Below are 17,141 nucleotides of genomic sequence, written 5' to 3'. Positions count from 1 at the left end.
GGGAGATCAGCGGGCGCCTACGCCTTGCTGCCGTTCGAGATACTTCTCTTTGTGTTTGATCAGTTGACGGTCGAGTTTGTCGATCAGCAGGTCGATGGCCGCGTACATGTCCTCATGTTCCGCATTGGCTACGATCTCGCCACCGGCGATGCGCAGGGTGGCTTCGATCTTCTGCTTCAGTTTCTCGACCTCCATGATCACCTGAACATTGGTGATCTTGTCGAAATGGCGCTCCAGACGGCTCAGTTTCTCGCCGACATAGTCGCGCAGGGCGTCGGTCACATCCAGTTGATGGCCACTGATGTTGACTTGCATACCGCGTTCTCCTTGTTGCCCGTGTGTAAGTGGCAGGTTAGCAACCTGCCTCCGGAACACCTTGGCGTGGATCAACGTCACACCAGTCGCTTGCGCTCGCTCGAAGGGGCTATGCCCAGGGATTCGCGGTATTTGGCGACGGTGCGGCGAGCCACTTGAATGCCCTGTGCCTCCAGTAAACCAGCGATCTTGCTGTCGCTCAATGGCTTTTTCGCATTTTCCGCGGCCACCAGTTTCTTGATGATCGCGCGGATCGCGGTGGACGAGCATTCCCCGCCTTCGGCGGTACTGACGTGACTTGAAAAGAAATATTTCAGCTCGAAAATGCCGCGCGGCGTATGCATGTATTTCTGCGTGGTGACCCGCGAAATGGTCGATTCGTGCATGCCCACCGCTTCGGCGATGTCATGCAGGACCAGCGGCTTCATGGCTTCTTCGCCGTAGTCGAGGAAACCGCGCTGGTGCTCGACGATCTGGGTGGCGACCTTCATCAGCGTTTCGTTGCGGCTCTGCAGGCTCTTGATGAACCAGCGGGCTTCCTGCAACTGGTTGCGCATGAAGGTATTGTCGGCGCTGCTGTCGGCGCGGCGGACCATGCCGGCGTAGGTGGCGTTGACGCGCAGGCGCGGCATCGCCTCCTGGTTCAGCTCGACCAGCCAGCGCTCGTTGTCCTTGCGCACGATGACGTCGGGGACGATGTATTCGGCTTCGCTCGATTCGATCTGCGAACCGGGCCGGGGATGCAGGCACTGGATCAGCTCGATGACCTGGCGCAGTTCGTCTTCCTTGAGCTTCATGCGCCGCATCAATTGGCTGTAGTCGCGGCCGCCGAGCAGGTCGAGGTAGTCGGATACCAGGCGCAGCGCTTCGTTCAGCCAGGGCGTGGTGGACGGCAACTGGCGCAGTTGCAGCAGCAGGCACTCGCGCAGGTTGCGGGCGCCGATGCCGGCGGGTTCCAGTTGCTGGATGCGGCGCAGCACGACTTCCACTTCGTCGAGCTCGACGTCCAGTTCCGGATCGATGGCGGCGAGGATTTCCTCGAGGGACTCTTCGAGGTAGCCATCGTTGTTGATGCTATCGATGATGGTCACCGCGATCATCCGATCGGTGTCCGACATCGGTGCCAGGTTGACCTGCCAGAGCAGGTGGCTGTGCAGGCTCTCGCCGCTGCTGGTGCGCGCGGTGAAGTCCCATTCGTCATCGTCGTTGCTGGGCAGGCTGCTGGCGCTGGTCTGGTAGATGTCTTCCCAGGCGGTATCCACCGGCAACTCGCTGGGTATGCGTTCGCTCCACTGGTCGTCGTCGAGGCTTTCGACGCTGGGCGTGGCGCTTTCCTGGAGAGGGCTCTCCTGGGGCGCGCTGGCCGCCTGTTCGGCGCCATCGGCGAGAGGGTCGCTGTTGTCGAAATCGTCGCCGTCTTCCTGGCGTTCGAGCATGGGATTGGATTCCAGCGCTTCCTGGATTTCCTGCTGGAGGTCCAGGGTGGATAGCTGGAGGAGGCGTATGGCCTGTTGCAGCTGCGGCGTCATCGTCAGCTGCTGGCCCATCTTGAGGACTAGCGATGGTTTCATGGCTGAGGGCTTAGTACCTTATTCGCTGGTACCGGATGGCACCATCCACTACTACGGGTGCCGAGGTGGCGGCACCGCCAGGAAGCAAATTATATGCCTGAATTTTCGTACTTTGCCTAGGGTTGCTCTGAATAAATCATCCGCTCCAGGCGGCACTCGTGGTTGCGAAACCGCGGGCGAGCGGAACCGCTCCGGCGAGGCCGGAGGGCGCGCTAGGAGATTTCTTCAGAGGCGGAACTCGTGCCCCAGGTAGACTTCCTTGACCAGGTCGTTGGCGAGGATGCTCTCGGCATCCCCTTCCGCGATCAACTGCCCATCATTGACGATATACGCCGTTTCACAGATGTCCAGGGTCTCGCGGACGTTGTGGTCGGTGATGAGGATGCCGATACCCTTCGCCTTGAGGTGATGGATGATCTGCTTGATGTCGCCGACCGAGATCGGGTCCACGCCGGCGAAGGGCTCGTCGAGGAGGATGAATTTCGGCGCGCTGGCCAGGGCGCGGGCGATTTCCACCCGGCGTCGTTCGCCGCCGGACAGGCTCATGCCGAGGTTGTCGCGGATGTGGTGGATGTGGAATTCCTGCAGCAGGCCTTCCAGGGCTTCCTTGCGACCGTTGCGATCGAGGTCGCTGCGGGTCTCGAGGATCGCCATGATGTTGTCGGATACCGACAGCTTGCGGAAGATCGAGGCTTCCTGCGGCAGGTAGCCGATGCCGGCCCGGGCGCGCCCGTGCATCGGCAGGTGGGTGACGTTCTGCTCGTCGATGCGGACCACGCCCTGGTCGGCCTGGACCAGGCCGACGATCATGTAGAAGCAGGTGGTCTTGCCGGCACCGTTCGGACCGAGCAGGCCGACGATCTGCCCGCTATCGATGGACATGCTGACGTCGCGGACGACTTGCCGGCCTTTATAGCTTTTGGCCAGGTGCTGGGCTTTGAGCGTTGCCATTACTGGGCCTTTTTCTTCGGCTGGATGACCATGTCGATGCGCGGGCGCGGGCTGGTCACCTGGGAGCCGGTGGCACGACCCGCGTTGACGATCTGGCGCTGGGTGTCGTAGACGATCTTCTCGCCTTCGAAGGTGTTGCCTTCCTGGATCACCTTGGCCTGGTCGATCAGCACGACCCGGTTCTGCGTGACGAAGTACTGGATGGTCAGGCCATAGGCCTTGGTCACGTCCTTGTCCGGAGCGGGTTTCTGCTCGTAGTAGGCAGGTTTGCCGACCGAGGTCACGACCTCGATGTCGCCGTTCTTGTCCTGCTTCAGGGTCACGGTGTTGCCGGTCAGCTTGGTGCTGCCCTGGGTCACCACGACGTCGCCGCGGTAGACCGCGACGCCCTGCTTGTCGTCCAGTTCGGCGCTGTCGGCCTGGACGCGGATCGGTTGTTCGCGGTCCGAAGGCAGGGCCAAGGCCATGGAGCTGCCGAGGGCGGCAGTCAGACCGAAAATAAGGGGGAGGGTATTAACGAACCTCATGCTGACCTCTTACGTTGGACAGCAGGTGCATCCGGCTGTCTTTCAGATACGCTTTCATTCCAACAGCCGTCGTCACTCCATTGGCCGCGTCGATTTTAACGGCTTGCTCGGTCTGTGCATAATTCTTGTCGGGGAATACGGTCAGCCGAGTGGTGGTCAGGATGCTTGGTTGGCCCTTGGCATCGGTACGTGCGACGCGCACGTCGTCGATGAGTTCGACCTCCTTGCCTTTCGGTCCGACTTCGGCGCGGGCGCTCTGGATGTGCCAGGGTTGCACGTTGCCACGGAAGAGCAGCAGGTCGGGGGTGGTGACGAAAGTGATGTCCGTGGCTTTCTGGTGCTCCAGCTTCACCGCGGTCATCTCGTAGTCGAGGCTGCCGTCCTCCTGGTACTGGAGGCTATGGGCATTCTCGGCATAGTAGTCGATGGTATTGTCCTGGCCGGGACGGGTCGGCTGTTCGTTGAACAGCTCGAGCCCGACGTTCCAGTAGTAGCCCGCGACGATCAGCAACAGGGCGATCAGGGCGAGCAGCAGTTTCTGGCGTAGTGTCTTCGGCATGGTCGGCTCTACAGATAGGCGCTCTGGGCGGCTTCGAGCGTACCCTGGGCGCGCATGATCAGTTCGCAGAACTCGCGGGCGGCGCCTTCGCCGCCGCGGGCCGCGGTGACGCCATGGGCATGCTGGCGCACGAACGGGTCGGCACTGGCTACCGCCATGCCCAGGCCGACGCGGCGGATCACCGGCAGATCGGGCAGGTCGTCGCCAAGGTAGGCGACTTGCTCATAGCCTAGTCCGAGTTCGCCGAGAAGTTCGTCGAGGACGGCGAGCTTGTCTTCCCGGCCCTGATAGAGATGCTGGATGCCCAGGTTGCGCGCGCGCCGTTCGACCACCGGAGTGTCGCGGCCGGTGATGATGGCGGTGCGCACGCCGGAGGCGATGAGCATCTTGATGCCATGTCCGTCCAGGGTGTTGAAGGTCTTGAACTCGCTGCCGTCGACGAGGAAATACAGCTTGCCGTCGGTCAGCACGCCGTCGACGTCGAAAATCGCCAGGCGTATCCGGCTGGCCCGGACCGGGAGTTCCGCGGCCGAATGGGTATCGCTCATTACATCACTCCTGCGCGCAACAGGTCGTGCATGTTCAGGGCGCCGACCGGACGGTCGTCCGCGTCGACCACCACCAGTGCGCCGATCTTGTTGTCTTCCATGATCTTCAGGGCTTCCGCGGCGAGGATCTCGGCGCGGACGCTCTTGCCGTGGACGGTCATCACCTGGTCGATGGTGACCTGGCGGACGTCGATGCCCCGATCCAGGGCGCGACGCAGGTCGCCATCGGTGAAAATGCCGGCAAGCTTGCCATGTTCGTCGAGCACTACGGTCATGCCCAGGCCCTTGCGGGTCATTTCCATCAGCGCGCCGGTCAGCGAGGTGCCGAGCAGCACCTGCGGCAGCCCTTCGCCGACGTGCATGACGTCTTCCACCTTCAGCAGCAGTCGGCGGCCCAGCGCACCGCCCGGGTGCGAGAAGGCGAAGTCTTCCGCGGTAAAGCCGCGGGCTTCGAGCAGGGCGATCGCCAGGGCGTCGCCGAGGACCAGGGTTACGGTGGTGGAGGAGGTCGGGGCCAGGTTCAGTGGGCAGGCTTCCTGGCCGACACTGGCGTCCAGGTTCACTTCCGCAGCCTTGGCCAGGGGCGACTCGGGGTTACCGGTCATGCTGATCAGGGTGATGCCCAGGCGCTTGATCAGAGGCAACAGGGTGACGATTTCGGCAGTCGAGCCGGAGTTGGACAGGGCGAGGACCACGTCGTCCTTGGTGATCATGCCCATGTCGCCATGGCTGGCCTCGGCCGGATGCACGAAGAAGGAGGGGGTGCCGGTGCTGGCCAGGGTAGCGGCGATCTTCTTGCCGATGTGACCGGACTTGCCCATGCCGACGACGACGACCCGGCCCTTGCCGGCCAGCAGCAGTTCGCAGGCCTTGACGAAATCGTCGCCAATCCGCGCCAGCAGGCTGTCTACCGCGTCGCGCTCGAGGCCGATGGTGCGCTGGGCGGAATGGATGAAATCGAGGTTCTGGCTCATGTTCAACGAATGTGGCGCCTGGATTAAAGGCGGGATTATAACGGGAAAGCGTGCCCCGCTTACACCAGCCATGCTGTGAAGTCGGTCCGCATCCCCCGCGGCGCAATGTTGTATGGACTGCAATGCTCTGTTACGCCGCCGTTATCTGCACTCCGCGCTATGACTGCATAAATGTCGATATATTCGACGTCGACGCGATTTTTTTCTGTCCGTAGTGAACCTGAAGTGTGCGATATGTCCTAAAGGGCTGAGAGAACGCTCCGAACAAGCTGAATCCAAGCTGAACGGCACGGTGCCAGGCCTTGGGCCAGAACCCGCCGCAGTGCTATAGTCCGCGCCCATTCGACCCCTCCGGGATGCGTGCCTTTGCAACGGGGCAAGGCGTCCAGCATGGACGGGTCGCATCGCAAGGAGTCCTGATGAGCACCGATAGTGCCTACGCGGTCGAGTTGAAGGGCCTGACCTTCAAGCGCGGATCGCGGGCGATTTTCGACAACATCGATGTGCGTATCCCGCGCGGAAAGGTGACCGGCATCATGGGCCCGTCCGGTTGCGGCAAGACCACGTTGCTGCGGCTGATCGCCTCCCAGTTGCGTCCTTCGAAGGGGGAGGTCTGGGTCAACGGGCAGAACCTGCCGCAGCTTTCGCGCGGCGACCTGTTCGACATGCGCAAGCAGTTCGGCGTGCTGTTCCAGAGCGGGGCGCTGTTCACCGATCTCGACGTCTTCGAGAACGTCGCGTTTCCGCTGCGTGTGCATACCCAGCTGCCGGAAGAGATGATCCGCGACATCGTCCTGATGAAGCTTCAGGCCGTCGGCCTGCGCGGCGCCGTGGAACTGATGCCGGACGAGCTTTCCGGCGGCATGAAGCGCCGCGTCGCCCTGGCCCGGGCGATCGCCCTGGACCCGCAGATCCTGCTCTACGACGAGCCGTTCGTGGGGCAGGATCCGATCGCCATGGGCGTCCTGGTGCGCCTGATCCGCCTGCTCAACGATGCCCTCGGCATCACCAGCATCGTGGTTTCCCATGACCTGGCCGAGACCGCCAGCATCGCCGACTACATCTATATCGTCGGCGACGGCCGGGTACTTGGCCACGGGACGCCGGACGTCCTCAAGGAAACCGACGATCCTCGTATCCGCCAGTTCGTCAAGGGAATCCCGGATGGTCCCGTTCCGTTCCATTATCCGGCCCGCGACTACCGGGCCGACCTGCTGGGAGAGCGCTGATGCGTAGAGTCTCTCCCCTCGAACGTATCCGGCTGTTCGGCCGCGCCGGCCTGGACGTGGTCGCCGCGCTCGGCCGCTCGACCCTGTTCCTCGGCCACGCCCTGCTCGGCCGGCGCACGCCAGGCACCGGTTTGCACCTGCTGGTGAAGCAACTCTACTCGGTAGGCGTGCTGTCGCTGGCGATCATCGTCGTCTCGGGCCTGTTCATTGGCATGGTGCTGGCCCTGCAGGGCTACAACATCCTGATTTCCTATGGTTCCGAGCAGGCGGTCGGGCAGATGGTGGCCCTGACCCTGCTGCGCGAACTGGGGCCGGTGGTGACCGGCCTGCTGTTCGCCGGCCGTGCCGGCTCTGCGCTTACCGCGGAAATCGGCAACATGAAGGCCACCGAACAGCTTTCCAGCCTGGAAATGATCGGTGTCGACCCGCTCAAGTACATCGTCGCGCCGCGCCTGTGGGCCGGTTTCATCTCCATGCCGCTGCTCGCCGCGATCTTCAGCGTGGTCGGCATCTGGGGTGGGGCGATGGTCGCGGTCGACTGGCTGGGCGTATACGAGGGGTCGTTCTGGGCGAACATGCAGAACAGCGTGCAGTTCACCGAGGATGTGCTCAACGGCGTGATCAAAAGTATCGTATTCGCCTTCGTGGTGACCTGGATCGCGGTCTACCAAGGCTACGACTGCGAGCCGACCTCGGAAGGAATCAGCCGGGCGACGACCCGGACCGTGGTCTATGCCTCCCTGGCGGTGCTGGGGCTCGACTTCATTCTGACTGCTTTGATGTTTGGAGATTTCTGAATGCAAACCCGCACCCTGGAAATCGGTGTCGGCCTGTTCCTCCTGGCCGGCCTGCTGGCCCTGTTGCTGCTGGCCCTGCGGGTCAGCGGCCTGAGCGTGGGCAACGCCGGTGATACCTACAAGGTCTACGCCTACTTCGACAACATCGCCGGTGTTACCGTGCGCGGCAAGGTCACCCTGGCCGGCGTGACGATCGGCAAGGTGACGGCGGTCGACCTGGATCGCGACAGCTACACTGGTCGCGTGACCATGGAGATCAACCAGAACGTGAACAACCTGCCGGTCGATTCCACGGCGTCGATCCTGACCGCCGGCCTGCTGGGCGAGAAATACATCGGCATCAGCGTCGGCGGCGACGAGGACGTTCTGAAGGACGGCAGCACCATCCACGACACCCAGTCGGCGCTGGTGCTGGAAGACCTGATCGGCAAGTTCCTGCTGAACTCGGTTAACAAAGACGAAGCCAAAAAGTGAGGTTTTCTTCCATGCTGACTCTTCTGCGTCGCGGCCTGCTGGTGTTCCTGGCGGCTTTCCCGCTGCTTTCCATGGCGGCGCCGACCCCGCAACAGGTGGTGCAGGGCACGGTCGACGAACTGCTTTCCGACATCAAGGCCAACAAGGCCGCCTACAAGGCCGATCCGCAAAAGCTCTACGCCACTCTCGATCGTATCCTTGGGCCGGTGGTCGATGCCGAAGGCATCGCCAAGAGCGTGATGACCGTCAAGTACTCGCGCCAGGCCTCACCCGAGCAAATCAAGCGCTTCGAGGAAGTGTTCAAGAACAGCCTGATGCAGTTCTACGGCAACGCGCTGCTCGAATACGACAACCAGGACATCCGCGTGCTGCCTAGTTCGGCCAAGCCGAGCGACGATCGCGCCAGCGTCAACATGGAGATCCGTGACAGCAAGGGCACGGTCTATCCGGTCTCCTACACCATGACCAACCTGGCCGGTGGCTGGAAGGTCCGCAACGTGATCATCAACGGCATCAACATCGGCAAGCTGTTCCGCGACCAGTTCGCCGACACCATGCAGAAGAACCGCAACGACCTCGAGAAGACCATCGCCGGCTGGGGCGAGGTGGTCGCCAAGGCCAAGGAAACCGCGAAAGCGGAAGAGGCCGGGGCGAAATGAGCCAGGCCAGCCTGCGCGAAGGCGCGGCCGGCGAACTGCAGCTCGCCGGCGTGCTCGACTACAGCAGCGGGCCGGCGTTGCGCGAGCAGGGCGGTCGGCTGATTCGCGCCAGCCAGGCGGCGGAACTGGTCGTCGACTGCTCGGCGGTGGAGCGCTCCAGCAGCGTGGGCATTTCCCTGTTGCTGGCCTTCATGCGCGACGCACGCAAGGCCGGCAAGGTCCTGAGCGTCAGGGCGTTGCCGGACGACATGCGGGAGATTGCCAAGGTCAGCAGCCTTCTGGAGATCCTGCCTTTGCAGGAATGACCGGCCGGCGGAACGAGCGGCCCTCCGTCTGCGCGTCCCTTCCTGGGGTTCGCAGGCGGAGGGCTTTTTTGTATGATGGCCGACCGTGCGCGTAGGGCGCCCGATTGAGGTTGAGCATGCAGGCCGAAGACGTTAAGAGCCTTCTCCAGGAAAAACTCCCCGGCACCCAGGTGGAAGTCGAGGGCGAAGGGTGCAATTTCCAACTGAATCTGATCAGCGACGAACTGGCCGGCCAGAGCCCGGTCAAGCGTCAGCAGCAGGTCTACGCCCATTTGAACGCCTGGATCGCCGATGGCAGCATCCATGCCGTCACCATGAAATTCTTCAGCCGCGCCGCCTGGGCCGAGCGTTCCTGAGCCCACGGGGGATCATTGCAATGGATAAACTGATTATTACCGGCGGTAACCGCCTCGATGGCGAAATCCGCATTTCCGGCGCGAAGAACTCGGCGCTGCCGATCCTGGCCGCGACCCTGCTGGCCGATACTCCGGTCACCGTCTGCAACCTGCCGCACCTGCACGACATTACCACCATGATCGAACTGTTCGGCCGCATGGGCGTGCAGCCGATCATCGACGAGAAGCTCAACGTCGAAGTCGATGCCAGCAGCATCAAGACCCTGGTCGCGCCGTATGAACTGGTGAAGACCATGCGTGCCTCGATCCTGGTGCTGGGCCCGATGCTGGCGCGCTTCGGCGAGGCCGAAGTGGCCCTGCCGGGCGGTTGCGCGATCGGTTCGCGTCCGGTCGACCTGCATATCCGCGGTCTCGAGGCCATGGGCGCGCAGATCGAGGTCGAAGGCGGCTACATCAAGGCCAAGGCGCCGGCCGGCGGCCTGCGTGGCGGTCACTTCTTCTTCGATACCGTCAGCGTGACCGGCACCGAGAACCTGATGATGGCCGCCGCGCTGGCCAACGGCCGTACCGTGCTGCAGAACGCCGCTCGCGAGCCGGAGGTGGTCGACCTGGCCAACTGCCTGAACGCCATGGGCGCCAACGTCCAGGGCGCTGGCTCCGATACCATCGTCATCGAAGGCGTGAAGCGCCTCGGCGGTGCTCGCTACGACGTACTGCCCGACCGTATCGAGACCGGCACCTACCTGGTGGCCGCGGCCGCGACCGGTGGCCGGGTGAAGCTGAAGGATACCGACCCGACCATCCTCGAGGCGGTCCTGCAGAAGCTGGAAGAGGCCGGTGCCCACATCAGCACCGGCAGCAACTGGATCGAGCTGGACATGAAGGGCAACCGGCCGAAGGCGGTCAACGTGCGTACCGCGCCGTACCCGGCGTTCCCCACCGACATGCAGGCCCAGTTCATCTCCATGAACGCGGTAGCCGAAGGCACCGGCGCGGTCATCGAGACGGTCTTCGAGAACCGCTTCATGCATGTTTACGAAATGAACCGCATGGGCGCGCAAATCCTCGTCGAAGGCAACACCGCCATCGTCACCGGCGTACCCAAGCTCAAGGGCGCTCCGGTCATGGCGACCGACCTGCGCGCATCCGCGAGCCTGGTGATCGCCGGCCTGGTGGCCGAAGGCGACACCCTGATCGATCGCATCTACCACATCGACCGTGGCTACGAGTGCATCGAAGAGAAACTCCAGCTGCTCGGCGCCAAGATCCGCCGCGTACCGGGCTAGCGGAGGCTGTCGCGCAAATGCTGACCATCGCCTTGTCCAAGGGCCGGATTCTCGACGATACCCTGCCGCTGCTCGCAGCGGCGGGCATCGTACCGTCGGAGAACCCGGACAAGAGCCGCAAGCTGATCATCCCGACGTCCCTGTCCGATGTGCGCCTGCTCATCGTGCGCGCCACCGACGTGCCGACCTATGTCGAGCATGGCGCCGCCGATCTCGGCGTGGCCGGCAAGGACGTGCTGATGGAGTACGGCGGCCAGGGACTCTACGAACCGCTGGACCTGCGTATCGCCAACTGCAAGCTGATGACCGCCGGCGCCATTGGCGCGCCTGAACCCAAGGGACGCCTGCGGGTGGCCACCAAGTTCGTCAATGTCGCCAAGCGCTACTACGCCGAGCAGGGCCGCCAGGTCGACGTGATCAAGCTGTACGGCTCGATGGAGCTGGCGCCGCTGGTCGGTCTCGCCGACAAGATCATTGACGTCGTGGATACCGGCAATACCCTGCGCGCCAACGGCCTGGAGCCCCAGGAACTGATCGCCACGATCAGCTCGCGCCTGGTGGTCAACAAGGCCTCGATGAAGATGCAGCACGGTCGCATCCAGTCGCTGATCGATACCCTGCGCGACGCCGTCGAGGCGCGACACCGTCACTGATACCCGTGCGGCTCCGCGCCGCACCTGCCTATCCGTGTCATAGCCAAATTTTCTCGGGTGCCCGCACGGTGGGCTTGGTAGTCTAGCGGCGCCCGAGACAACGCCATCCATAAAAGAGGCTCGCTATGACCGCTCCCTTCGCTATCCGTCGACTCAATGCCGCTGATCCGGACTTCGGGCGTCATCTGGATCATCTGCTGAGCTGGGAAAGTGTCTCCGACGATTCGGTCAACCAGCGCGTCCTCGACATCATCGCCGCCGTACGCAGCCGTGGCGACGCCGCCGTGGTCGAGTTCACCCAGCGCTTCGACGGTCTCCAGGCCGCCTCGATGGCCGACCTGATCCTGCCGCGCGAGCGCCTGGAGCTGGCTCTCACCCGTATCACCGTAGCCCAGCGCGAAGCCCTGGAAGTCGCCGCCGAGCGCGTGCGCAGCTACCACGAGAAGCAGAAGCAGGGTTCCTGGCGCTACACCGAGGCCGACGGCACGGTGCTCGGCCAGCAGGTCACCCCGCTGGACCGCGCCGGGCTCTATGTGCCGGGCGGCAAGGCGTCCTACCCGTCCTCGGTGCTGATGAATGCGATCCCGGCCAAGGTCGCCGGGGTGTCCGAAGTGGTCATGGTCGTACCGACCCCGCGCGGCGAGATCAACGAGATCGTCCTCGCCGCCGCCTGCATCGCCGGCGTCGACCGTGTCTTCACCATCGGCGGGGCACAGGCCGTGGCCGCGTTGGCCTACGGCACCGAAAGCGTGCCGCGGGTGGACAAGATCGTCGGCCCCGGCAACATCTACGTGGCCACCGCCAAGCGTCACGTGTTCGGCCAGGTCGGCATCGACATGATCGCCGGTCCCTCGGAAATCCTCGTGGTCTGCGACGGCCAGACCGATCCCGACTGGATCGCCATGGACCTGTTCTCCCAGGCCGAACACGACGAAGACGCCCAGTCGATCCTGGTCAGTCCGGACGCGGCGTTCCTGGACCGCGTCGCGGACAGCATCGCTCGCCTGCTGCCGACCATGGAGCGCGCCGATATCATCCGCACCTCCCTGGAGGGGCGCGGCGCGCTGATCCAGGTCGCCGACCAGGCCCAGGCCTGTGCGGTCGCCAACCGCATCGCCCCGGAACACCTGGAGCTGTCGGTGGCCGATCCGGAAAGCTGGCTGCCGGAGATCCGCCATGCCGGCGCGATCTTCATGGGCCGCTACACTGCCGAGGCCCTGGGCGACTATTGCGCCGGCCCGAACCACGTGCTGCCGACCTCCGGTACCGCGCGTTTCTCTTCGCCGCTGGGGGTATATGACTTCCAGAAGCGTTCGTCGATCATCAACTGCTCGGCCGAGGGCGCTTCGGTCCTCGGTCGTACCGCCTCGGTGCTGGCTCGCGGCGAGTCGTTGACCGCCCACGCGCGTAGTGCCGAATACCGCATCCTCGACGAGAAGGAGGCCTGAGCATGAGCAAATTCTGGAGTCCCTTCGTCAAGGACCTGGTGCCTTATGTGCCGGGCGAGCAGCCGAAGCTGTCGCGGCTGGTCAAGCTGAACACCAACGAGAATCCCTACGGTCCGTCGCCACAGGCGCTCGCCGCGATGCAGGCGGAACTCAACGACGACCTGCGCCTGTATCCCGATCCCAACGGCGAGCGGTTGAAGCAGGCGGTCGCCGCGCACTACGGCGTACAGGCCAACCAGGTGTTCGTCGGCAACGGCTCCGACGAGGTGCTCGCGCACATTTTCCATGGCCTCTTCCAACACGACCTGCCGCTGCTGTTTCCGGACGTGACCTACAGCTTCTATCCGGTCTATTGCGGCCTGTACGGGATCGCGCACGAGAAGATCGCGCTGGATGAAAGGTTCCGCATCCGCGTCGAAGACTACGCGCGGCCCAACGGCGGAATCATCTTCCCCAATCCGAACGCGCCGACCGGCTGCCTGCTGCCGCTGGACGCCATCGAAGCGATGCTGAAGGCGTCGCCGGATTCGGTGGTGGTAGTCGACGAGGCCTATGTCGACTTCGGCGGCGAGAGCGCCATCGCCCTGGTCGATCGCTACCCGAACCTGCTGGTCACCCAGACGCTGTCCAAGTCGCGCTCCCTGGCCGGCCTGCGGGTCGGCCTGGCGGTCGGCCATGCCGATCTGGTCGAGGCGCTGGAGCGGATCAAGAACAGCTTCAATTCCTACCCGCTGGATCGCCTGGCGATCGCCGGCGCGGCGGCGGCTTTCGAGGACGACGCCTATTTCCGTCGGACCTGCCAGGCAGTGATCGATAGCCGCGAGGCGTTGAGCGCCTCTTTGCAGGCGCTGGGCTTCGAGGTACTACCGTCGGCCGCCAACTTCGTCTTCGCCCGTCATCCGCGGCACGATGCCGGGCAGATTGCCTCGACCCTGCGCGAGCAGGGAGTGATCGTCCGCCATTTCAAGCAGGCGCGGATCGACCAGTTCCTGCGTATCACCATCGGCAGTCCGGAGCAGAACCAGGCGCTACTGGACGCCCTGCACTTCCTCAAGTGATACGAAAACGGCGCCCGAGGGCGCCGTTTTCAATGGCGGGGATCACTCGCCGCCGTCCTGTTTCTGCTGTGGAGCCGGTGCCGGCGGCGGACGCAGGCCGACCTCGGCGGTCAGGTTGACCTTCTGTCCGTTGCGCAGCACCACGATGCTGATCTTCTGTCCCGGACGGGTGCGCGCCACCTGGTTCATCGAGCGGCGGCCGTCGCTGGCTTCCTGCTTGTCGATGGTCAGGATCACGTCGCCCGGCAGCAGGCCGCCGCGCGCCGCCGGGCCGTCGCGATAGACGCCGGCGACGACGATCCCGGCGGTTTCGCCGAGGCCCAGCGACTCCGCCAGTTCCGGGGTCAGCGCCTTGACCTCGACGCCGAGCCAGCCGCGGATCACCTGGCCGTGCTCGATGATCGACTGCATGACCTCCAGGGCCAGCTTGGTCGGGATGGCGAAGCCGATACCCTGGGAGCCGCCGGACTTGGAGAAGATCGCCGTGTTGATGCCGATCAGGTTGCCGGCAGCGTCCACCAGCGCGCCGCCGGAGTTGCCGGGGTTGATCGCCGCGTCGGTCTGGATGAAGTCTTCGTAGGTGTTCAGGCCGAGCTGGTTGCGTCCGGTGGCGCTGATGATGCCCATGGTCACGGTCTGGCCGACGCCGAACGGGTTGCCGATGGCGAGGCAGACGTCGCCGGTGCGAATGCCGTCGGAGCGGCCGAGGGTCATCGCCGGCAGGTTCTTAAGGTCGATCTTCAGCACGGCCAGGTCGGTTTCCGGGTCGCTGCCGACCAACTGGGCGATGGTTTCGCGGCCGTCGCGCAAGGCCACGATGATCTGGTCGGCGCCAGCGGTCACGTGGTTGTTGGTCAGCAGGTAGCCTTCCGCGCTCATGATCACCGCCGAGCCGAGGCTCGATTCCATGCGCTTCTGTTGCGGCAGGTTGTCGCCGAAGAAGCGGCGGAACATCGGGTCGTCGAACAGGGGGTGGGAGGGCTTGCTGACCATCTTGGTGGTGTACAGGTTGGCCACTGCCGGAGCCGCTCGACTCACCGCGTTGGCATAGGACACCGGGCCTTCCTGCAGGCGGCTGAGCAGAGGCGCCTGCTCGACGTGCACCTCCTGGCGTGGCAGGCCGACCAGCTCGGGGTTGTGCTGGATGATCAGCAGGGCCAGCAGCACGCCGACCAGCACGGGCCAGCCGAGGAAACGCAGGGCCTTGGGCATCGGGAAAATCCTTGGGGTTGCGAGGCCGAAAAGCGGCCGATAAGGTGGCGCCCATTATAGGGGGAAGCCGTCCATTAGAGGAGCGGCGCGCCCTGCCTGAATGAAGAGGAATTTGCATGGCTATCGCCCTGAGCACCCTGGTCGAAGAGGCCGACCGTTATCTGGATGCCGCGCGCATCCAGGACTACTGCCCGAACGGCCTGCAGGTCGAAGGCCGGCCGCAGGTGCGGCGGATCGTCAGCGGGGTCACTGCCAGCCAGGCGCTGCTGGATGCCGCCGTGGAGGCCGACGCCGACGTGGTGCTGGTGCATCACGGTTACTTCTGGAAGGGTGAGAACCCCTGCGTGGTCGGCATGAAGCAACGGCGCCTGAAGACCCTGCTGAACAACGATATCAGTCTGCTCGCTTACCACCTGCCGCTGGATCTGCATCCGGAGGTGGGCAACAACGTGCAGCTCGCCCGGCAGCTCGGCTTCGAAGTGGAAGGGCCGTTGGAGCCGGGCAACCCGCGTTCCATCGTCCTCCTCGGTTCGCTTGCCGAGCCGATGCAGCCTGCCGATTTCGCTCGGCATGTGCGCGATGCGCTGGGGCGTGAGCCGCTGCTGGTCGATGCCGGTCAGCCGATCCGGCGCATCGCCTGGTGCACCGGCGGCGCCCAGGGCTATATCGACCAGGCGATCGCCGCTGGCGTCGATGCCTACCTGACCGGCGAGGTTTCCGAGCAGACCGTGCACAGCGCGCGGGAGAACGGCATCAGCTTCATCGCCGCCGGACACCATGCCACCGAGCGCTACGGGGTACAGGCGCTGGGCGACTACCTGGGCAAGCGCTTCGCCATCGAGCACTTGTTCATCGACTGTCCTAATCCTGCCTGACGACGGAGCGGTGACGCACCCGGTCGACTTCCTTGCCCAGTTCCCAGACGGCCATCGCGTAGTGGGTGCTGTGGTTATAGCGGGTGATCACGTAGAAGTTCGGCAGGCCGTACCAGTACTGGTAGTTCCTGCCCATGTCCAGGCGCAGCAGGCTGGCTTGCCGGTGGCCGCCGAGCGGACCCTGCGGGCGTAATCCGGCGGAAGCGAGCACGTCCAGCGGGTACAGCGTCTTGAAGCCATCTTCCAGCGAGGGAGCCCGGCCACTGGCGGGAACCGCCACGCGATCGCCGCTGACCCAGCCGTGCTGCTTGAAATAGTTGGCGACGCTGCCGATGGCGTCACGCGGATTCCACAGGTCGATATGCCCATCGCCATCGAAGTCCACCGCGTACTTGGTGAATGAAGACGGCATGAACTGGCCGTAGCCCATGGCGCCGGCATAGGAACCGCGCAGGGCCAGCGGGTCGGTGCCTTCCTTGCGCGCCTGGAGGAGGAATTGCTCCAGTTCGCCGCTGAAGAATTCCGCGCGGCGAGGGTAGGAGAAGGACAGGGTGGACAGCGCATCGATGATCCGCGTCTTGCCCATCACACGCCCCCAGCGGGTTTCCACGCCGATGATGCCGACGATGATCTCCGGCGGCACGCCGTAGACGCGCGATGCCCGTTGCAGGTCGGTTTCGTATTGGTCCCAGAACAGCACGCCGTTCTGTACGTTGCCTGGCGTGACGAACTTCTTCCGGTAGCGCAGCCAGGCGCCGTTCGGTCCGCTGGGTGGGGTATAGGTCGGGGCTTGCCGGTCCATCAGGCGGATCACCCAGTCCAGGCGCTGGGTCTGGGCGAACAGATCGTGCAGTTGCTGGCGGTTGAAGCCGTGCTGGCTGACCATCCTGTCGATGAAGCGCTGTGCCGCCGGATTGTTCGCGTAATCGCCGCGCAGCGGCAGTATCGGTTGCACCGACTGGCGTACGGGGCGGGGGGAAATGACGGTGCGGGCCTGGGGTTTGGCGGCGGGTTTCGGTGGTGGCGTCGGTTCGCTGCTGCATGCTGAAACCAGAAGGAACAGGGGCAGGGTGAGGGCGGTACGGCGCATCTGGGGTCTTCTTGGCGGAATGACGATGCCCGCTATGCTAGCGCAGTGCCGCTGGCGTACAAGTCGAGCCGCCGAAAGGGGGGCGGACCGTCCGCTCGCGGTTGCGGTGGTGGCTTCGCTCGGTCCAGGGGCGATGCCGTCGCAGGCCTGTCCGTCCGCTCCGCGAAACGCCCAGGAAAGCCTCTCCATGCCAGTGTTTTCGCCGGCTGCAACCCTGAGCGCTGATGGCTATATGAGTATATTTTTTCGGTATA

20 protein-coding genes are annotated in these 17,141 nt (G+C 64.2%); 11 read left to right on the top strand and 9 right to left on the bottom strand.

The features are described 5' to 3' along the window. Window positions 1-6: 6 nt before the first annotated feature. From hpf to kdsD, 7 genes are all read right to left on the bottom strand, one after another. Window positions 7-315, bottom strand: coding sequence for a ribosome hibernation-promoting factor, HPF/YfiA family (hpf, locus tag AC1RB9_RS23225; RefSeq protein ID WP_003094359.1), 309 nt, complete (start codon window positions 313-315; stop codon window positions 7-9). A 77-nt stretch (window positions 316-392) separates the two neighbouring features. Continuing rightward, window positions 393-1,886, bottom strand: a complete 1,494-nt coding sequence (locus tag AC1RB9_RS23220; RefSeq protein ID WP_003094357.1) for an RNA polymerase factor sigma-54 — start codon at window positions 1,884-1,886, stop codon at window positions 393-395. A 225-nt stretch (window positions 1,887-2,111) separates the two neighbouring features. After that, on the bottom strand, window positions 2,112-2,837 hold the full coding sequence (gene lptB, locus AC1RB9_RS23215; protein WP_003094355.1) for an LPS export ABC transporter ATP-binding protein: 726 nt from the start codon (window positions 2,835-2,837) through the stop codon (window positions 2,112-2,114). Further along, entirely contained in the window at window positions 2,837-3,364 is a 528-nt protein-coding gene (gene lptA, locus AC1RB9_RS23210; protein ID WP_003120916.1) for a lipopolysaccharide transport periplasmic protein LptA, read from the bottom strand. Before lptA ends, lptB begins: the two co-directional genes overlap by 1 nt. Next, entirely contained in the window at window positions 3,351-3,923 is a 573-nt protein-coding gene (gene lptC / locus AC1RB9_RS23205) for an LPS export ABC transporter periplasmic protein LptC (protein ID WP_003094353.1), read from the bottom strand. The genes lptA and lptC overlap by 14 nt, the downstream gene beginning before the upstream one ends. An 8-nt stretch (window positions 3,924-3,931) precedes the next feature. Further along, window positions 3,932-4,471 (bottom strand): KdsC family phosphatase, encoded by a 540-nt coding sequence (locus AC1RB9_RS23200; RefSeq protein ID WP_003112742.1) that lies wholly within the window; start codon window positions 4,469-4,471, stop codon window positions 3,932-3,934. Beyond that, window positions 4,471-5,451: an arabinose-5-phosphate isomerase KdsD gene (kdsD, locus tag AC1RB9_RS23195; protein WP_170954267.1), complete on the bottom strand. Its 981-nt coding sequence runs from the start codon at window positions 5,449-5,451 to the stop codon at window positions 4,471-4,473. The genes AC1RB9_RS23200 and kdsD overlap by 1 nt, the downstream gene beginning before the upstream one ends. 413 nt (window positions 5,452-5,864) lie before the next feature. Here kdsD and AC1RB9_RS23190 point away from each other — a divergent pair, with 413 nt between their 5' ends. The 10 genes from AC1RB9_RS23190 to hisC all read left to right on the top strand — a co-directional run bounded on the left by AC1RB9_RS23190 (window position 5,865) and on the right by hisC (window position 13,710). Continuing rightward, window positions 5,865-6,674: an ATP-binding cassette domain-containing protein gene (locus tag AC1RB9_RS23190; RefSeq protein ID WP_003094343.1), complete on the top strand. Its 810-nt coding sequence runs from the start codon at window positions 5,865-5,867 to the stop codon at window positions 6,672-6,674. Then, complete coding sequence (mlaE, locus tag AC1RB9_RS23185) at window positions 6,674-7,471, top strand: lipid asymmetry maintenance ABC transporter permease subunit MlaE (protein ID WP_003094341.1); 798 nt, start codon at window positions 6,674-6,676, stop codon at window positions 7,469-7,471. Before AC1RB9_RS23190 ends, mlaE begins: the two co-directional genes overlap by 1 nt. Beyond that, on the top strand, window positions 7,472-7,945 hold the full coding sequence (gene mlaD / locus AC1RB9_RS23180; RefSeq protein ID WP_003094339.1) for an outer membrane lipid asymmetry maintenance protein MlaD: 474 nt from the start codon (window positions 7,472-7,474) through the stop codon (window positions 7,943-7,945). An 11-nt stretch (window positions 7,946-7,956) separates the two neighbouring features. Beyond that, a complete protein-coding gene (locus tag AC1RB9_RS23175) occupies window positions 7,957-8,604 on the top strand; it encodes an MlaC/ttg2D family ABC transporter substrate-binding protein (RefSeq protein WP_003094337.1) in 648 nt (215 codons plus the stop codon). Then, complete coding sequence (locus tag AC1RB9_RS23170) at window positions 8,601-8,909, top strand: STAS domain-containing protein (protein WP_003094335.1); 309 nt, start codon at window positions 8,601-8,603, stop codon at window positions 8,907-8,909. The genes AC1RB9_RS23175 and AC1RB9_RS23170 overlap by 4 nt, the downstream gene beginning before the upstream one ends. Window positions 8,910-9,025: 116 nt before the next feature. After that, window positions 9,026-9,265 (top strand): BolA family protein, encoded by a 240-nt coding sequence (locus AC1RB9_RS23165; RefSeq protein WP_003094334.1) that lies wholly within the window; start codon window positions 9,026-9,028, stop codon window positions 9,263-9,265. Window positions 9,266-9,285: 20 nt separating this feature from the next. Continuing rightward, a complete protein-coding gene (gene murA, locus AC1RB9_RS23160) occupies window positions 9,286-10,551 on the top strand; it encodes a UDP-N-acetylglucosamine 1-carboxyvinyltransferase (protein WP_003094332.1) in 1,266 nt (421 codons plus the stop codon). A gap of 17 nt (window positions 10,552-10,568) precedes the next feature. Further along, on the top strand, window positions 10,569-11,204 hold the full coding sequence (gene hisG, locus AC1RB9_RS23155) for an ATP phosphoribosyltransferase (protein ID WP_003098837.1): 636 nt from the start codon (window positions 10,569-10,571) through the stop codon (window positions 11,202-11,204). A gap of 125 nt (window positions 11,205-11,329) precedes the next feature. Further along, the gene (gene hisD / locus AC1RB9_RS23150) at window positions 11,330-12,652 is read left to right on the top strand and encodes a histidinol dehydrogenase (RefSeq protein ID WP_003455511.1); all 1,323 of its coding nucleotides are present in this window, start codon (window positions 11,330-11,332) and stop codon (window positions 12,650-12,652) included. Window positions 12,653-12,654: 2 nt separating this feature from the next. After that, complete coding sequence (hisC, locus tag AC1RB9_RS23145; RefSeq protein WP_003098833.1) at window positions 12,655-13,710, top strand: histidinol-phosphate transaminase; 1,056 nt, start codon at window positions 12,655-12,657, stop codon at window positions 13,708-13,710. Window positions 13,711-13,752: 42 nt separating this feature from the next. Here the strand turns inward: hisC and algW are convergent, their stop codons facing one another. Beyond that, window positions 13,753-14,922, bottom strand: a complete 1,170-nt coding sequence (gene algW, locus AC1RB9_RS23140) for a Do family serine endopeptidase AlgW (protein ID WP_003098831.1) — start codon at window positions 14,920-14,922, stop codon at window positions 13,753-13,755. Window positions 14,923-15,038: 116 nt separating this feature from the next. Between algW and AC1RB9_RS23135 the strand changes: the two genes are divergently transcribed. Continuing rightward, entirely contained in the window at window positions 15,039-15,797 is a 759-nt protein-coding gene (locus AC1RB9_RS23135; RefSeq protein ID WP_003094318.1) for a Nif3-like dinuclear metal center hexameric protein, read from the top strand. On the opposite strand, the gene mltB is transcribed toward AC1RB9_RS23135, so the two are convergent. Then, complete coding sequence (mltB, locus tag AC1RB9_RS23130; RefSeq protein ID WP_003455506.1) at window positions 15,784-16,887, bottom strand: lytic murein transglycosylase B; 1,104 nt, start codon at window positions 16,885-16,887, stop codon at window positions 15,784-15,786. The two genes, AC1RB9_RS23135 and mltB, sit on opposite strands and share 14 nt — an antisense overlap. Between the last annotated feature and the right edge of the window lie 254 nt (window positions 16,888-17,141).

The sequence above is a fragment of the Pseudomonas sp. 20-5 genome (assembly GCF_056782835.1).
Note: the sequence above shows the minus strand (reverse complement) of the source record. Positions and strands in the feature narration are given on the sequence as shown.

What these genes read in the sequence shown, in the direction of transcription:
- AC1RB9_RS23190 (WP_003094343.1), top strand. Translation starts at nt 5,865, where the DNA reads ATGAGCACCGATAGTGCCTACGCGGTCGAGTTGAAGGGCCTGACCTTC.
- lptB (WP_003094355.1), bottom strand. Translation starts at nt 2,837, where the DNA reads ATGGCAACGCTCAAAGCCCAGCACCTGGCCAAAAGCTATAAAGGCCGG.
- AC1RB9_RS23135 (WP_003094318.1), top strand. Translation starts at nt 15,039, where the DNA reads ATGGCTATCGCCCTGAGCACCCTGGTCGAAGAGGCCGACCGTTATCTG.
- lptA (WP_003120916.1), bottom strand. Translation starts at nt 3,364, where the DNA reads ATGAGGTTCGTTAATACCCTCCCCCTTATTTTCGGTCTGACTGCCGCC.
- mlaE (WP_003094341.1), top strand. Translation starts at nt 6,674, where the DNA reads ATGCGTAGAGTCTCTCCCCTCGAACGTATCCGGCTGTTCGGCCGCGCC.
- AC1RB9_RS23220 (WP_003094357.1), bottom strand. Translation starts at nt 1,886, where the DNA reads ATGAAACCATCGCTAGTCCTCAAGATGGGCCAGCAGCTGACGATGACG.
- hisG (WP_003098837.1), top strand. Translation starts at nt 10,569, where the DNA reads ATGCTGACCATCGCCTTGTCCAAGGGCCGGATTCTCGACGATACCCTG.
- hisC (WP_003098833.1), top strand. Translation starts at nt 12,655, where the DNA reads ATGAGCAAATTCTGGAGTCCCTTCGTCAAGGACCTGGTGCCTTATGTG.
- mlaD (WP_003094339.1), top strand. Translation starts at nt 7,472, where the DNA reads ATGCAAACCCGCACCCTGGAAATCGGTGTCGGCCTGTTCCTCCTGGCC.
- AC1RB9_RS23165 (WP_003094334.1), top strand. Translation starts at nt 9,026, where the DNA reads ATGCAGGCCGAAGACGTTAAGAGCCTTCTCCAGGAAAAACTCCCCGGC.
- mltB (WP_003455506.1), bottom strand. Translation starts at nt 16,887, where the DNA reads ATGCGCCGTACCGCCCTCACCCTGCCCCTGTTCCTTCTGGTTTCAGCA.
- murA (WP_003094332.1), top strand. Translation starts at nt 9,286, where the DNA reads ATGGATAAACTGATTATTACCGGCGGTAACCGCCTCGATGGCGAAATC.
- AC1RB9_RS23200 (WP_003112742.1), bottom strand. Translation starts at nt 4,471, where the DNA reads ATGAGCGATACCCATTCGGCCGCGGAACTCCCGGTCCGGGCCAGCCGG.
- AC1RB9_RS23170 (WP_003094335.1), top strand. Translation starts at nt 8,601, where the DNA reads ATGAGCCAGGCCAGCCTGCGCGAAGGCGCGGCCGGCGAACTGCAGCTC.
- hisD (WP_003455511.1), top strand. Translation starts at nt 11,330, where the DNA reads ATGACCGCTCCCTTCGCTATCCGTCGACTCAATGCCGCTGATCCGGAC.
- AC1RB9_RS23175 (WP_003094337.1), top strand. Translation starts at nt 7,957, where the DNA reads ATGCTGACTCTTCTGCGTCGCGGCCTGCTGGTGTTCCTGGCGGCTTTC.
- hpf (WP_003094359.1), bottom strand. Translation starts at nt 315, where the DNA reads ATGCAAGTCAACATCAGTGGCCATCAACTGGATGTGACCGACGCCCTG.
- algW (WP_003098831.1), bottom strand. Translation starts at nt 14,922, where the DNA reads ATGCCCAAGGCCCTGCGTTTCCTCGGCTGGCCCGTGCTGGTCGGCGTG.
- lptC (WP_003094353.1), bottom strand. Translation starts at nt 3,923, where the DNA reads ATGCCGAAGACACTACGCCAGAAACTGCTGCTCGCCCTGATCGCCCTG.